The organism is Lysinibacillus sp. NPDC097214 (assembly GCF_050277945.1).
In the GTDB taxonomy this organism is placed as follows: domain Bacteria; phylum Bacillota; class Bacilli; order Bacillales_A; family Planococcaceae; genus Lysinibacillus; species Lysinibacillus xylanilyticus_B.
Genome location: NZ_JBNNSS010000024.1, coordinates 1 through 15,386 on the forward strand (window position 1 = coordinate 1; position 15,386 = coordinate 15,386).

Genomic DNA, 15,386 nt, shown 5'->3' on the forward strand with positions numbered 1-15,386 from the left:
GAAATTTGATTAGCTCAAATTGTTTTGCTGGCATCATGTTTGATGTCCAAAATTTTGTTTCGTTCACCAACTCAAGGTTAGTTACTAAAAACTTTGTTGATTACGTTTTGCTTGTTCAGTTTTCAAGGTTCATTTCGTTACCGTTTCTTCAACAGCAACTTTTATATAATATCATGTCCGAAACTCGATGTCAACAACATATTTTTTTAATTTAAAATTCATTTGTTTTCCAACGGTTATCTTAACGACTCTTATTACTATATCACAATATTTTTGTTTTGCAAGCATTTTACAAGAAATAAATTAAGGCAGTTATTCCTAGCACACCCGGAATACCTAATATTGCAATTGTGAATACTGAAAACAGATTAATCGGTACATTATAGCCTGCATAACCTATACCTAAGTGAATAATAAATAATAGTAGAAAGGCAAAAGCAAATCTAAACCAAAACACAGACATTCCTTCTAAAATTTTACCCATCTTGGCATGTCTTATTATTATATAAAGAAAAAGAAGCACTACAGGCACACAAACGCTCATAATTACTAACCACGACATATGGTTTCCCCCTTAACAATATAATTATGAAAGTTTATGTTCTCTATTTTGCTTCTATGAATATCAATTATACTTCGGCCTAATTGCGCCTGGAGGCATTAACGTATTTCAGCGGATGTTTGGACACCCGCTGAAATACGTTAAAAACTATTATTTAATTAATACTCTCCGAATTCTAGCTTCCTTAAATAAATAAAAATGTATACTCTCCGCCACTTTTCGTTGAGCAATTGCGTCTAAATCATAGTCATCTAGGAACTCTTCAATTATCTTTGCTTGCTGTAAATCCTCTTTTGTTTCTTTTATAAGACTTACAAGCTTGTCATCGAATTCTTTTTTTATTTTTCCCTTACTGCGGAAGAACATATTAATCCCTCACTCACAATTCTCGGCGACCTTCCATTGCCTTCGATAACGTTACTTCATCTGCATATTCTAAATCTCCACCTACTGGTAGTCCATGAGCGATCCGTGTTGTTCGAATACCAGATGGTTTCACTAGACGAGAAATATACATAGCTGTTGCCTCTCCTTCAATAGTTGAATTCGTGGCTAAAATAAGTTCCTGAACAGTCTCATCTTGCAAACGAACTAGCAGGGAAGCGACATTAATATCCTCTGGACCAACACCATCCATAGGTGAAATAGCTCCTTGTAATACATGATACATACCATTGAAATCACGCATTTTTTCCATTGCGATCACATCTTTTGTATCTTGAACAACACAAATAATAGAATGATTTCGTTGTTTGTCCGTACAAATATGGCATGGATCTACATCAGTTATGTTGCCACATACGGAGCAATAGCTTAAATTTCGTTTAGCATCTATCAATGCCTTTGAAAAGGATAAAACGTCATCCTCTTTCATTGTTAATACAAAAAACGCCAGACGAGCCGCGGTTTTAGGCCCGATACCTGGCAATTTCATAAAACTATCAATCAATTTCGATATTGGTTCTGGGTAGTACATTTATTTACCTCCTAGAACGGAAGGTTCATGCCTTGAGTGAATTTACCCATCGTTGCATTCGTTTTTTCATCTACTTTTTTCAATGCTTCATTTGCAGCAACAACGATTAAATCTTGTAGCATTTCGATATCGTCTGGATCTACTACTGATGGATCAAGATTTACTTCTACGATTTCACGTTGACCAGTTACAGATACTTTTACCATACCGCCACCAGCTGCACCTTCAAATTGCTCTGCATTTAAAGCCTCTTGAGCCTCCATCATTTCTTTTTGCATTTTTTGCATTTTTTTCATCATACCTTGCATATTTCCCATTCCACGCATAAACATATTCCTCCTAAATGATTAGTCTTCAACAATTTCAATAAAATCTTTACCAAACAGCTTTTCTGCTTCTGTCACAAGTGGATCTTGTGAAGCAAGTGGTTGAGCATCGTCGATAAACGGCCCATCTGGCATTTCTGCCGGTGGTGGCTCTAATAACTCTACTTCAGGATCGTTCTCATCCTGAGATTTTTTCTGCTGCTGTAAGCCATGATCACGAATAAACTCTTCACGTAATTTTAACCAAGCCTCGTCAGGTGTACAAAGCATTTCGTACATAGTACCCGTTTGCCCTGCAATCAATTGTGTGAATTGAGCTTTTAGGGCTTGATTATCAGCAACCATTTGACAATGAATATCATACTTGAATTTTAACACAAAAGCACTTGAAGATGCCGCAACAGGTTCAGCCTCTGCTAAAAGAGCTGACTGAGATTTTTGCAATTGACTTAACGCCTGTGCCCAAACCGATTTGATACGTTGCACATCTTGTTTTGTAGCATCCTTTAGTATCTCTAGAATACGACCTGTTGGTGCTTTATAGCCATTTGGACTTTTAGCTCGCGGACGTTGCTCTTTTGGTGCTTGCGTCGTTTGTACAGGAGTACCCGCTTGTAATTGGGCTGATAGTTGTTGCACCATCTGCTCAAGTGCCACGATTTTTTGAGCGAGCTCAGGGCTCATAGCTACCTCACCCGAAGTGGTAGTTTGACCAACTGACCCTCCCGAAAACTGCACCATTTTAAGTAACGCTGTTTCTAAGTAAATCTTTGTATGGTGGGAGAATCGCATTTCTTGCTGCGTTTTCGCTAAAATATCAATGTAGCCATATAGCAAATCTGGTGCAAAATCATGCGCTAATGTAAATACTCGCTCCTCTGGTGATACTAGCTCTAATAATTCAGCCAAATCCTCACTTGTTTGCAGTAATAATAAGTCCCGGAAAAATGTAATCAGGTCCTCTGAAAGGCGAAGAGGATCTTTCCCATCCGCAATAAGCTGTTCTAATAACGCAAGCATTTGTGCGACATCTTTTCCTTTTAGAGCTTCTGCTAATTCATAGAAAACTTCCTGACTAATAGAACCTGTAACAAGTAATGTGTCCTCTAACTTTAATTTTTCTCCACTGAAGGATACAACCTGATCTAATAAACTTAAAGCATCACGCATACCACCAGCTGCTGATTGTGCGATTACCTTTAAACCCTGCTCCTCAAATGGCAACTCAATATCCTCTAATACAACTTTCATGCGCTCAATAATATCATTGGTTGAAAGACGTTTGAAATCAAAGCGCTGACAACGAGAAATAATCGTTGCGGGCAATTTGTGGGGCTCTGTCGTTGCTAAAATAAATACAGCATGAGAAGGTGGTTCTTCTAATGTCTTTAAAAGGGCATTGAAAGCACTTGTAGAAAGCATATGCACTTCATCAATGATATACACTTTATATCTGCTACTTGCAGGAGCAAATCGAACTTTCTCAATGATGTCACGAATTTCTTCAACGCGTGAATTAGACGCCGCATCAAATTCAATAACATCTGGGTGAGAACCTTCTGTAATACTTAAACAAGTAGCACATTCATTACAAGGCTCTTTAGACGGTGCATGCTCACAGTTTAAAGCCTTTGCAAAAATTTTAGCTGTACTTGTTTTCCCGGTACCACGTGGACCGGAAAATAAATAAGCATGTGTTGTTTTATTCGCTAGGAGAGCATTTTGTAGCGTTCTTTTGACATGTGCTTGGCCAGACATTTCTCGGAATGATTGCGGTCGATACACACGATAAAATGCTTGATACGTCAATGATTTCCTCTCCTCTTCTTTATTATATAGAATAGTTCTATTATAGCATTTGCCTCATTATTTATAAAATAGTGTCATCGTTTTTCTAAAAATTCGGGACAATTCTCCTTCACTTCCCATAGCGAAGGCTGATGCTTACAGCTCCTATCCGTTTACTTTGCACAATTTGCAGCTTCTTCAAGCGTTCTGGAGATTGCTATTCCATCCCAACAAATATTATAAAAATCAAAATACCTTGTGAATAATAAAAAAAAACGCATCCGCCTTTTGTAGACGGATACGTTTGAATTGGCAATTTAATGCCGTGCACCTTTCTTCGACAGCCGCACATAAGCGTTACTCTTGTCGTTAGCTCAGATTAGGCAACCCCGCGGCACATGAATAAGACCACTTAATGCTGCTTCCTTCCGGACCTGACATGGTTCATGGGTATCCATTGCGCAGGACCCAATCGTCAACACTACGTGCAAAAGGCAGACCAAACAATACGGACAGCCTCGAAAAAGGAATTCAGTCTCGCTAGAGCGGATTGCGAGTTACAGGACACCGCTACCTTCCCACCTAGCACGGCAATATCTAGTATACTGACTGTTTTCATAAATTGCAACTTAATACACATAATATTTGTGTGGAATATTCTATCAGCACTGTAAATAAGGAATTATTAAAAAAACATAAAAAATCTGTTGACGAGAATTTCAAAATATGATAAATTTATTTTTGTCGATGAGACAACGCAACAGAACAACATGGAGGTATACCCAAGTCTGGCTGAAGGGATCGGTCTTGAAAACCGACAGGCGGGTAACACCGCGCGGGGGTTCGAATCCCTCTACCTCCTCCAGTTTTAAAATTCCGACTACGAATGTAGCCGTTTTTTTTTGCCTAAAAATTGTATATAACACTTACTAGATGCCACTTCCGCTTAGGGTGTGGTATTTTTTTATTGTAAATTATCATTTTATAACCGATCAATTATGCCTCGGCATAACTGCGTCCGGAATCGGCTTTGTGCTTAGACCTGCAAATGTTTTTTGTGCGAATGCGCAGTGCTAACGTAGCGGCAGCAAAGGGTTTTGTCTGTGCGAAAGCGAAGCGGCAGCAACACGGTTTTAACTGTGCGAAAGCGAAGCGGCAGCAACAACAGCACGATGTTGGTCACTCAGGCGTTTTCACATGATGTGAAGTTCTTAGCCTGAGTTCCTCTCTTTTAGCGGATGTTGCGCTGAAAGAAGTTAATAATACATATCATAATTTCACCTAGACAAGTGCGCTTTCAGCGTTCCGCCCCACCGTAACATCAAAAGTAGTGGTACAATTACTTTTATTTCAAACACGCAAACGAGCTCTTTAGCATATCTTTTCTTTGCTATACTGCTCAGTTAATATTGGGAGGATTTATTATGCATTCGAAATTTTACATATATCGTGCTTCCCTCACTTGGATTTTCTCAATTGCTCTGTTAACTGCTATCGGTAGTGAGATTAAAATAATGCCTTTCACGAATACATCTTTTCGTTTCGGATTAGGAAGCATCATTTTCTTTTTATGCACGCTACTTAGACCTACACCAATCATTTTGGCTGGATTTACTACAAGTATCGTGACAACCGTTTTTCGAGTTATCATTAATCACTCTTTACACGATGTCCCATTAGTCGATAGTTTACTAATACATTTACCTGCTGCTGCATTTTATATATCGTTCGCAGTATGCCTACAAATTCTAAGCATTCATCAATATAGAGAAAAACCACTATTGCTTGGATTACTAGTTGCGTTTTGTGAAGTATTCAGTAATTTAGTGGAACAACTATTTCACTTTTTTATAAATTCCTATACTTTTTTACTCCTTCCTGATCTTCTTATACTTTTAGTAGTTGCTTTATTACGTAGTTTTTTTGTTGTTGGTGTATATAGTTCCATTTTAATTGCTGAGCAAAAAAAACGTGTTCAGGAAATGCTTACAATCGGCTCAGATTTATATGTTGAGACGCTTTATTTAAAAAAATCTATGAACCATATAGAAGCAATTACAGCTAGTGGGTTTGATTTATACCGACAATTAAAATCGCTAGGCTATCGTGCAGAAAGTTTACAGGCACTCCATATTGCCCAGGAAATTCATGAAGTAAAGAAGGATTCACAACGCATTTATGCAGGTATTTCTAAAATTGTTGGTGACAAGAGCTTTGACTCACTTCGGTTATCAGAATTATTACATTTTATCGAAGATGGAAACAGTAAATACGCAGAGTTTTTAAGGAAAGAAATTGAGTTTACGATAAATATTGACATCGATTTTCAAACGAAAGAACATATTGCATTGCTTGCGCTTTTGAATAATTTAACAGCTAACGCTATTGAATCGATTGATGGTCAAGGCATCATTTCTATTGCCATTCAGCAGCAACAGGATGATACTGTAATCACAGTATGTGATAACGGGAAGGGAATTCCACACAGTAATCTCTCTATTATTTTTGAACCTGGATACACTACAAAATACAATGTAGACGGTGTCGCAGCAACAGGTATTGGGCTTTCACATGTTGTTGAATTAGTAAATAAATTAAATGGCTCAATATCGGTTGAATCAAACAATCAAAACACGATGTTTAAAATTAAAATTCCTACGCAAACTATTCAAACAGGAGAGACTTAAATGAGGTATTTTATTGTAGATGATGATCGAGCAAGTCGGGTCATGTTAAAACAAATTATTGAAGATAGTGGTTTAGGTACAGTAATTGGTGAAGCACGCAATGGTGAGGACGCCATTCCACAAATTTTAATGACACAGCCAGAGTTTGTACTGATTGATTTGCTTATGCCGAAGCTTGATGGAATAGCAACAGTCGAGCAACTTATTCAAAATCGTTTTGAGGGACAATTTGTCATGATTTCTCAGGTAGTGAATAAGGAGATGGTAGGTGAGGCCTATGAGCAAGGTATAGATTTCTTTATTCATAAGCCAATAAATCGTATTGAGGTTGAGAATGTTTTACGTAAAACAACTGAACAATTTCGCCTAAAAAACTCATTGCTTATTATTCGCCAATCACTTACAAATATTGATTTAAGTGAACAAATTAATCATAAAGCAACGTCACGTGATCATATTCAATCTATCTTAAATGATATGGGTATCGTTGGTGAAATCGGAAGCGAAGATATTATAGCTATCATCGAAACATTGCTTGCTCATCAGCACAAAATTGCACCACTTCCTCCATTAAAGGAGCTTTATGAGGAAATTGCAGCTGTCACAAAGGCTACACCAGATGAAATTTTGAAGGAAAGTAAAGCCATTGAACAGCGTGTGCGCCGTACTATATTAGCAGCGATGATAAATCTCGCCAATTTAGGGGTCGTAGATTATACGAACTCTGAATTTGAATATTATGCACCTCGATACTTTGACTTTAAAGAAATTCGTCTGCTTATGACTCAGATAGAAGATCACGGAAATCGTAAAGCAAAAGTTAATATTAAGAAGTTTATTCAGGTGTTATATTCAGACATTTTAACAAAAGTAAATTAATTTTCTCGGATTTTGTCGGATTCCATAAGTCCTCCGTATTATTAAAATAAGGCAAGTCCTAAAAATTTAATATTAGGAGGTACTAAAGTTTTGAAGAAGAAATTTAGAATCAGTTTAGCCACTCAAATCTTAGTCGGTTTGATTTTAGGGATTATTGTTGGCGGTATCTTTTACGGAAACCCCAAAATTGAAACATATTTACAACCTTTAGGTGACATTTTCCTTCACCTAATTAAAATGATTGTTGTACCGATTATTATTTCGACATTAATCGTTGGTGTTGCTGGCACTGGAGATATGAAACAGCTTGGACGTTTAGGTGGTAAATCACTTATTTACTTTGAAGTTATTACAACAGTAGCAATTGTAGTTGGTTTACTATCTGCAAACTTGTTCCAACCAGGCGCAGGTTTAAACATGAACGAGCTATCTCAAGGAGATATTTCGAAATACGTTGCTACTACAGAAGAAGTACAGCATGAAGGACCATTTGATATTATTGTAGGCATTGTACCAACAAATATCATCCAGGCAATGTCTGAAGGTAATATGCTTGCTATCATCTTCTTCTCAGTTATTTTTGGTTTAGGGGTAGCTGCCATTGGCGATCGAGGCAAACCAGTATTAGACTTCTTCCAAGGGGTAGCAGATGCTATGTTCTGGGTAACGAACCTCGTAATGAAATTCGCTCCACTTGGGGTATTTGGTTTAATCGGTGTAACCGTTTCCAAATATGGATTCGCTTCACTAATACCACTTGGTAAACTTGCTATACTTGTTTATGCAACAATGCTATTCTTTATCTTTGTCGTTCTTGGTCTTGTGGCAAAATTCACAGGCATCAATATCTTCTTCTTAATTAAAGTACTAAAAGATGAGCTGATTTTAGCATTCTCAACAGCAAGTTCTGAAGCTGTATTACCGCGCATTATGCTGAAAATGGAGAAACTAGGTGCTCCAAAGGATATTGTATCCTTTGTTATTCCAACAGGTTACTCCTTTAACTTAGATGGTTCTACACTGTACCAAGCTATTGCTGCATTATTTATTGCTCAAATGTACGGTATTCACCTAAGCATTGGTGAACAAATTACGTTAATGCTTGTATTAATGGTTACATCTAAAGGAATTGCAGGTGTTCCAGGAGTATCCTTCGTTGTACTTCTAGCAACTTTAGGTACTGTCGGCATTCCAGTTGAAGGTTTAGCATTCATCGCAGGTATCGACCGTATTCTTGATATGGGACGTACAGTCGTTAACGTAATTGGTAACTCACTTGCGTCATTAGTAATGGCGAAATGGGAAGGCCGTTTCGATACAGAAAAAATGAAAAATTACTTTAAAGATAACGAAAATTTAGCATAAAGATCAAAAAAACCCTCACGATGTACGGATGGCATCGTGAGGGTTTTTTTATTTTGAAGTTAAAACTTTATCTAAATAAGCAATTATTGATTCTTTCCCATTTACGTGTGCTTCTTGTGCGCGGATTTCATCCTTTTGGATTTTGGCCTCAGCAGCTGCAAACATACGCTCTGCATCATTCTGAGGCACGACAACAACACCGTCCATATCCCCAATAATATAATCACCAGGATGAACAGCAACGCCCCCAATAGCAATAGGAACATTTACTTCCCCACCTCCATTTTTATGGCCAGCTGCTACGGTTGTGCCGAGTGAAAATATAGGAAAGTCTAGCTCACGAATCGCTGCAATATCACGAATTACACCATCAACGACAAAGCCCTGTACACCAATACCCTTTGCCAATGAAAGAACAAAATCACCAGCAACTGCACGATTGGTATTCCCTTTCGCATCGATTACTAAAATATCGCCTTCTCTAGCAGCTCGAATGGCTTCCAATACTGCACCGTTTTCGCCATCTGGTAAACGCACTGTTACCGCACGGCCAGCAATTTTATAATGATCCGCTAACGGTTTAATATCGCTACGTAAATTCGTATGTCCCCCTGTCGCATCTGAAACTGCAGTCGTTGGTAAATGCTTAAAACTTACTTCCACCTTTGTCATCTATAACACCCCTATTATGATTTATAAAAGCTTACACAATTATTGTAAATAAAATGTATCTACTATTTCAATATATATCAGAAAATTGCGCAAATAGAACAATCAGGGGTATCTATTTATAATAATGTCCTTTAGAAAGGCATTTTCATTTTAACAAATTGAACGTCCACTACAAATATGCTTACAGAATCCATCAATGGTGTGCAGTATACGTTAAGCCTTCCTCTTATTCTTGTAATTATTGCATTCATTCTATTCTTCTTATGAAGCGTGTAAAAGGGGAGTAATAAAGTTAAAAAAGTGCGCCATATTAGATAAACTTACCTCGCTCTAATTTGGCGCACTTTTTTATTATATAGATTCCATTAAATTATTTCGGTAAAATGCCTCGATTGTTCATCCAATGCCTCTGCAGCAGTAGCAATTTCAGCAAAATCATTCGTAGTTACATTAATTTGCCCATTTGTTTTTTCTACTTTTTCGGCTATACGCGTGATACTCTCAGTGACTTGTCCAATCTCTCGCTCAATGCCCTCAACATTATCTTTTACTTCTGAAATAGATTGCTCCACCCTTATAGAAAGTTTTCTAACCTCTTTCGCTACAACATCAAAGCCTCGGCCATACTCACCAGCTCTTGCTGCTTCAATAGCTGCATTTAGTGCAAGTAAGTTTGTCTGAGAAGCAATTTCTTGAATGGTTTTCACAATCCCTTTAATAGATTCAGCTTGCTTTTGTAGCTGCACAAGATTTCTCACATTATCGGCAGACTCTTGTGAAACCTCTTTCACTGTTTCCAGTAAATCCTCGCTATTTTGAATACCAGCCTCCGAACGGCTATGAAGCTCTTTAGACATGACCTTTAATGTATCAGCTACACTAACAATTTCATTTTGACGTTCAGTAATATTTGTTGCAATTTTCGATACGCCAATCACCTTTCTTGATTTATTAGCAAAGACAGGCATATAAGTAGCCTCAAGCCAAATTCTATTACCACCTGCATCTTTTCTTTCGATTTTATCTTGATAGCTATTGCCAGCAGCTAAGTTTCGCCAAAATTTTCCGTATTCTATGCTATTTGCAAATTCCGGTAAACAAAAATCCTTATGATCTTTTCCCAGCATTTCTTCAACTTTATAGCCTAACGTTTTAGCAAAAAGTTCATTTACATAGGCAACTTTATGCTCCATATCAAAACGGATAATGGCTATATTTCGTTCAATTGCCAACACTACTTGATCATCGGTAACTTCTGTATCTATTGTCTGCATAACCTACTCCTCTTCCATTGTATTAGCGAACCAAATTTTTTATAGTAATGAGCCCAACAAAAATACTTATACAGATTATTTATTGCAGAAAAAACATGGGCATATTACCCATGTTTTTTTATAGAACTTAATACTTCCTCCGATGTAGCAGCTACACGAATAAGTGGTTTTTGTTCTGTTCGTATGAAGCCTTCCTCAAGCATCTTCTGAAAATGTTGTAAAATCGCATCATAAAAGCCATTTACATTGTATAGAATTACAGGCTTTTCATGTAATCCTATTTGAGCCCACGTAAACACTTCAAAATATTCATCCATTGTTCCAGCACCACCCGGTAAAGCTATAAAAGCATCTGCTAACTCAACCATTTTGGCTTTACGTACATGCATAGACTCCACAAAATGAATCTCTGTTAACGAGGCATGTGCTAATTCCCGCTTCTGCAAATGAGTTGGCATCACACCAATCACCTCTCCGCCAGCTTTTAATACTGCATCTGCTACTTTTCCCATTAATCCCGTTTTCGAACCACCATAAACGACACCATGACCATTTTGAGCTAATACGGTCCCTAATTCGGCAGCCTTCTCTGCATAAATTGGATTAATGCCTAAGCCCGAACCACAGTACACTGCTATTCTTATAACAATCCCTCCTATTCAAAAGACGTGACACAATAGGCTACATATTGTCTCACGTCTTTTGATCATTTATTTTCTTCAATTACTTTTTTCTGCCCGGCACTTCACTTTCGGCCAAAACACTATATTTATCTTCCTAATATTTTAGAAATATTAGCTTTATCTAACCTTCTATTTACGCAAATGACTTGTTTGTGCCTGCCGCTTCGCTTTCGGCCAGAACACATAGTTCTCCTTACTATACGTTAAATTTTAAGCATAGTTCATTACCTATTTACGTAAATGACTTGTTTGTTTTAGCATATGACTGATGCGGCTCACAATTGATTCAATTGCTTCAGGATTTTTTAATAAATCATAATCATTGATATCTAAACGTAAAACCGGGCATGAATTAAAATCATTGATCCAGTTCTCATAGCGTTCATGCATTTCAATCCAATAATCATTCGGTGTTTGTTGTTCCATTGAACGTCCACGCTCTTGAATACGGCCAATTACATCATCAATTGGCCCCTCTAGATAAACAAGTAAATCTGGATGAGGGAAGTACGGTGTCATCACCATCGCATCAAATAAATTTGTATACGTCTCATAATCTGTTGGGCTCATTGTACCTTTGTCATAGTGCATTTTCGCAAAAATTCCTGTATCTTCGTAGATTGAACGGTCTTGAATAAACCCGCCGCCATATTCAAAGATTCGCTTCTGCTCCTTAAAACGCTCCGCTAAAAAATACACCTGTAAATGAAAACTCCATTTTTCAAAGTCCTCATAAAATTTATCTAAATATGGATTCGTATCCACCTTTTCAAAAGACGTACGGAAATTTAGCGCTTCTGCCAACGCCTTTGTCATCGTTGATTTTCCTACACCTACCGTACCTGCGATTGTAATGACCGTTTGTGGTGGAATATCGTATTTCTCTCTCAAATTCATTGTTGCAAACTCCTTTGTTGTAACGTGTCCTTTATTGTTTGTAAAACATATGTCAAATCATTTGGATTTTTTACGAAATCAAGCTGATCACCATTAAATCGAATAATAGGAATTTCAGGATGCATCTTCTCAAAATGCTCGATAAAGGAATGATAATCTGCCACCAGTTGCTCCATGTAATCTCGTGAAATCATTTTTTCAAATTCACGACCGCGCATCGCAATACGTTTCATCAACGTATCAACACTGGCATGTAAATAAACAACTACATTAGGTACAGGCATATCTTTCGTTAATATTTTATAGATTTCCTCGTATTTATCATACTCAGTTGGTGCCAATGTACGCTTTGCAAATATTAAATTTTTAAAAATGTGGTAGTCCGCTACAACAGGTTTATCATGTGTTAAACGGAAACTTTTTATATCCGATAATTGTTTATAGCGATTACATAGGAAGAACATTTCCGTTTGGAAGCTCCATTCCTCAATGTTTTCATAAAACTTATTTAGAAAAGGGTTTTCGTCTACTATTTCTTTTAATAGATGGTAATTAAATGTCGCTGCGATCTCTTTCGATAAAGAGGTCTTACCAACACCAATCGGACCTTCTACCGTAACAAATGGAACCGTCACCAGAAGCTCCTCCTTTATGTTCTATGGATTCTATCGTCAATTACCTCGTCTTCGAGGTTTTTTATAATCAGTGCTTTTCATTGTATCATAGTGAGAAAATGAAAAACAGAATCAAACTATTTCTCTATAAAATAGGCGACAAAAAAATAGACCCACCGTAGTGGATCTATTTTTAACCTTATAATTTAACTCGCTGTAAACGCAGTGCATTTAAAACGACAGATACTGAACTAAACGCCATCGCTGCACCCGCTACCCAAGGAGCTAGTAAACCGATTGCGGCAATTGGAATACCTAATGTATTGTAAGCAAATGCCCAGAATAAGTTTTGTTTAATGTTGCGCATTGTTTTACGACTCATTATGATAGCATCCGCGATACTGTTTAAATCGCCTCGAATCAGTGTGATATCCGCTGCTTCCATAGCTACGTCTGTACCGGTACCAATCGCCATCCCAATATTAGCCGTGGCAAGTGCTGGTGCATCATTAATACCATCACCAACCATCGCCACTTTTTTACCTGTAGCTTGCAGTTTTTTCACTTCATTCGCTTTGCCTTCCGGAAGTACTTCTGCAATCACATGATTCACACCAACTTCTGCCCCAATTGCTTGTGCTGTACGTTCATTATCACCAGTCATCATAATCACCGTAATGCCCATCTCTTGTAGACGACTAACCGCTTCTTTTGAAGTATCTTTCACTGTATCAGCAACTGCTACTAGACCAGCATACTGACCGTTAATCGCAGCTAACATGGCCGTTTTCCCGTTTTCCTCTAATTGCTCCATCGTTGGTAGAATATCATCAATATGAATACCGTATTGTTGCATCAATTTACGAGTACCAATGACAACACCTTGACCAGATACAGTCGCTTGCACACCGTAACCTGGTATTGCTTCAAAGAATTGAACATCTCCTAGGTCAATACCACGATCAGCAATGCCTTGAACAATTGCCTCTGCTAACGGATGCTCGGATTGCTTCTCTGCTGCGCCAATTAACGATAAAAAGCGTGTTTCGTCTTGATTTGCCGCTAATACGACATCCGTTAATACAGGTTTGCCGTGTGTTACTGTACCTGTTTTATCAACAACTACTGTATCGATACTTTGCGTTTGCTCTAAATGCTCTCCACCTTTAAATAAAATACCAAATTCCGCCGCACGCCCAGAGCCTGCCATAATCGATGTTGGCGTTGCTAATCCAAGCGCACATGGACATGCAATAACGAGAACTGCAATTAATACTTCTAGTGCAGGTGTAAATTCACCAGGTCGCACCCAAATAATCCAGATTAAAAATGCTACAATCGCAATACCAACAACGATTGGTACAAAAATGCCTGAAATTTGGTCTGCTAAACGTTGGATTGGCGCTTTTGAGCCTTGTGCATCTTCTACAACTTTAATAATTTGAGCTAAGGCTGTATCGCGCCCAACTTTAGTTGCTGTCATTTTAATAAAACCATTTTTATTAATAGTAGAACCAAATAATTGGTCACCTTGCTTTTTATCAACAGGTAAACTTTCCCCCGTTAACATTGATTCATCAACAGCTGTTGTTCCTTCTAACACTTCACCATCAACAGGAATTTTTTCACCCGGTTTCACTAAAATAATGTCGCCAATAACTACTTCTTCTAATGCTACTTCTTTCTCCACACCGTCACGGACAACGATGGCCGTTTTTGCCTGAAGACCCATTAACTTTTTGATTGCTTCAGATGAGCGACCTTTCGCTTTTGCCTCAAATAATTTACCTAATAAAATTAAAGTAATTAATACGGCACTCGTTTCAAAATATAGGTGAGGGGCATGATGTGACCCCGTAGTAATAATGGCTTGATATACACTATAAAAATACGCCGCCGATGTTCCCATAACTACAAGTACATCCATATTGGCACTACCATTGCGTAAAGCTTTGTATGCCCCAACATAAAATTGCTTCCCAATGATAAATTGAACGGGGGTAGCCAATACCATTTGTACCCACGGATTCATTAAAAATTCAGGGACATATAAAAATGATGTAAACGAAAAGTGTCCTACCATCGTCCAAAGTAATGGTAATGAAAGAATGGCCGATAAAATAAATTTTTGTTGCTGTTGTTTGATGGCCTGTTCTCGATGATCTACTGTTTCTTGCTCATCTGCTTTTTGATGCGCTTCATATCCTAATTTTTCAACCTTCGCAATAATATCTGCAATTGTTACTTCAGATGGGTTAAATTCAATAGTTGCTCTTTCAAGTGCTAAGTTTACGTTCGCAGAGGATACACCTGCTAGTTTATTTAAACCCTTTTCTATACGTGTAGCGCAGGCCGCACATGTCATGCCTGTAATGTCGAATTCTGTTTTTTGTTTAATGACACCATATCCAAGTGCTTCAATTTTCTTTTCAAAATCTTCTTCACTTAATTTTGTCGAATCATATTTAATGGATGATTTTTCAAGAGCTAAATTAACCGTCGCTTGTTCTACACCATCCATTTTATTTAAACCTTTTTCTATACGAGTGGCACAGGCTGCACATGTCATACCTGTAATTTGCAAATTCGCTTCCTTTATTTCTGAACTCATAATCATTTCTCCTCCCTACATACCAACTAGGGGTATGTGTAATTGAAAATAA

General features: G+C 37.7%; 15 protein-coding genes, 1 tRNA gene and 1 other RNA gene. 5 read left to right on the forward strand and 12 right to left on the reverse strand.

What is annotated here, in order from left to right:
• Positions 1–289 precede the first annotated feature (289 nt).
• The 6 genes from ACQKMI_RS25065 to ffs form a co-directional block, all read right to left on the reverse strand.
• Positions 290–562 carry a pro-sigmaK processing inhibitor BofA family protein gene (locus ACQKMI_RS25065; RefSeq protein ID WP_323651642.1) on the reverse strand — a complete coding sequence of 91 codons (273 nt, stop codon included), beginning with the start codon at positions 560–562 and terminating at the stop codon, positions 290–292.
• Between the two features lie 150 nt (positions 563–712).
• Positions 713–928 carry a YaaL family protein gene (locus tag ACQKMI_RS25070; protein ID WP_427493284.1) on the reverse strand — a complete coding sequence of 72 codons (216 nt, stop codon included), beginning with the start codon at positions 926–928 and terminating at the stop codon, positions 713–715.
• 13 nt (positions 929–941) lie between these two features.
• Positions 942–1,538, reverse strand: a complete 597-nt coding sequence (gene recR, locus ACQKMI_RS25075; RefSeq protein ID WP_079564088.1) for a recombination mediator RecR — start codon at positions 1,536–1,538, stop codon at positions 942–944.
• A gap of 11 nt (positions 1,539–1,549) precedes the next feature.
• Entirely contained in the window at positions 1,550–1,864 is a 315-nt protein-coding gene (locus tag ACQKMI_RS25080) for a YbaB/EbfC family nucleoid-associated protein (protein ID WP_053593603.1), read from the reverse strand.
• Positions 1,865–1,885: 21 nt separating this feature from the next.
• Positions 1,886–3,673, reverse strand: coding sequence for a DNA polymerase III subunit gamma/tau (dnaX, locus tag ACQKMI_RS25085; RefSeq protein WP_427493286.1), 1,788 nt, complete (start codon positions 3,671–3,673; stop codon positions 1,886–1,888).
• A 302-nt stretch (positions 3,674–3,975) separates the two neighbouring features.
• An RNA gene (gene ffs / locus ACQKMI_RS25090) (signal recognition particle sRNA large type) lies at positions 3,976–4,243 on the reverse strand.
• 181 nt (positions 4,244–4,424) lie between these two features.
• Here ffs and ACQKMI_RS25095 point away from each other — a divergent pair.
• From ACQKMI_RS25095 to ACQKMI_RS25115, 5 genes are all read left to right on the forward strand, one after another.
• Positions 4,425–4,517: transfer RNA gene (locus ACQKMI_RS25095), tRNA-Ser, on the forward strand.
• 183 nt (positions 4,518–4,700) lie between these two features.
• The gene (locus tag ACQKMI_RS25100; RefSeq protein WP_427493288.1) at positions 4,701–4,853 is read left to right on the forward strand and encodes a hypothetical protein; all 153 of its coding nucleotides are present in this window, start codon (positions 4,701–4,703) and stop codon (positions 4,851–4,853) included.
• 223 nt (positions 4,854–5,076) lie between these two features.
• Positions 5,077–6,339 carry an ATP-binding protein gene (locus ACQKMI_RS25105; protein WP_427493290.1) on the forward strand — a complete coding sequence of 421 codons (1,263 nt, stop codon included), beginning with the start codon at positions 5,077–5,079 and terminating at the stop codon, positions 6,337–6,339.
• Positions 6,340–7,218, forward strand: a complete 879-nt coding sequence (locus tag ACQKMI_RS25110; protein WP_427416926.1) for a response regulator — start codon at positions 6,340–6,342, stop codon at positions 7,216–7,218.
• A gap of 90 nt (positions 7,219–7,308) precedes the next feature.
• Positions 7,309–8,583: a cation:dicarboxylate symporter family transporter gene (locus ACQKMI_RS25115; RefSeq protein ID WP_427493292.1), complete on the forward strand. Its 1,275-nt coding sequence runs from the start codon at positions 7,309–7,311 to the stop codon at positions 8,581–8,583.
• Positions 8,584–8,631: 48 nt separating this feature from the next.
• Here ACQKMI_RS25115 and ACQKMI_RS25120 read toward each other — a convergent pair whose 3' ends face one another.
• The 6 genes from ACQKMI_RS25120 to ACQKMI_RS25145 all read right to left on the reverse strand — a co-directional run bounded on the left by ACQKMI_RS25120 (position 8,632) and on the right by ACQKMI_RS25145 (position 15,334).
• Positions 8,632–9,255 (reverse strand): RraA family protein, encoded by a 624-nt coding sequence (locus ACQKMI_RS25120; protein WP_427493294.1) that lies wholly within the window; start codon positions 9,253–9,255, stop codon positions 8,632–8,634.
• 365 nt (positions 9,256–9,620) lie between these two features.
• Positions 9,621–10,529, reverse strand: coding sequence for a methyl-accepting chemotaxis protein (locus ACQKMI_RS25125; RefSeq protein WP_427493296.1), 909 nt, complete (start codon positions 10,527–10,529; stop codon positions 9,621–9,623).
• A gap of 104 nt (positions 10,530–10,633) precedes the next feature.
• Entirely contained in the window at positions 10,634–11,161 is a 528-nt protein-coding gene (locus tag ACQKMI_RS25130) for a TIGR00730 family Rossman fold protein (protein WP_427493298.1), read from the reverse strand.
• A 279-nt stretch (positions 11,162–11,440) separates the two neighbouring features.
• Positions 11,441–12,109, reverse strand: a complete 669-nt coding sequence (locus ACQKMI_RS25135; RefSeq protein ID WP_427416921.1) for a deoxynucleoside kinase — start codon at positions 12,107–12,109, stop codon at positions 11,441–11,443.
• Complete coding sequence (locus tag ACQKMI_RS25140; RefSeq protein ID WP_427493300.1) at positions 12,106–12,744, reverse strand: deoxynucleoside kinase; 639 nt, start codon at positions 12,742–12,744, stop codon at positions 12,106–12,108. Before ACQKMI_RS25140 ends, ACQKMI_RS25135 begins: the two co-directional genes overlap by 4 nt.
• 178 nt (positions 12,745–12,922) lie before the next feature.
• The gene (locus ACQKMI_RS25145) at positions 12,923–15,334 is read right to left on the reverse strand and encodes a heavy metal translocating P-type ATPase (RefSeq protein WP_427493302.1); all 2,412 of its coding nucleotides are present in this window, start codon (positions 15,332–15,334) and stop codon (positions 12,923–12,925) included.
• Positions 15,335–15,386 lie beyond the last annotated feature (52 nt).

Bases quoted from the DNA above. Each gene is read 5' to 3' on its own strand.
- ACQKMI_RS25110 (WP_427416926.1), top strand. From the start codon at position 6,340: ATGAGGTATTTTATTGTAGATGATGATCGAGCAAGTCGGGTCATGTTA.
- ACQKMI_RS25100 (WP_427493288.1), top strand. From the start codon at position 4,701: ATGTTTTTTGTGCGAATGCGCAGTGCTAACGTAGCGGCAGCAAAGGGT.
- ACQKMI_RS25145 (WP_427493302.1), bottom strand. From the start codon at position 15,334: ATGAGTTCAGAAATAAAGGAAGCGAATTTGCAAATTACAGGTATGACA.
- ACQKMI_RS25065 (WP_323651642.1), bottom strand. From the start codon at position 562: ATGTCGTGGTTAGTAATTATGAGCGTTTGTGTGCCTGTAGTGCTTCTT.
- ACQKMI_RS25070 (WP_427493284.1), bottom strand. From the start codon at position 928: ATGTTCTTCCGCAGTAAGGGAAAAATAAAAAAAGAATTCGATGACAAG.
- recR (WP_079564088.1), bottom strand. From the start codon at position 1,538: ATGTACTACCCAGAACCAATATCGAAATTGATTGATAGTTTTATGAAA.
- ACQKMI_RS25080 (WP_053593603.1), bottom strand. From the start codon at position 1,864: ATGCGTGGAATGGGAAATATGCAAGGTATGATGAAAAAAATGCAAAAA.
- ACQKMI_RS25125 (WP_427493296.1), bottom strand. From the start codon at position 10,529: ATGCAGACAATAGATACAGAAGTTACCGATGATCAAGTAGTGTTGGCA.
- ACQKMI_RS25105 (WP_427493290.1), top strand. From the start codon at position 5,077: ATGCATTCGAAATTTTACATATATCGTGCTTCCCTCACTTGGATTTTC.
- ACQKMI_RS25135 (WP_427416921.1), bottom strand. From the start codon at position 12,109: ATGAATTTGAGAGAGAAATACGATATTCCACCACAAACGGTCATTACA.
- ACQKMI_RS25120 (WP_427493294.1), bottom strand. From the start codon at position 9,255: ATGACAAAGGTGGAAGTAAGTTTTAAGCATTTACCAACGACTGCAGTT.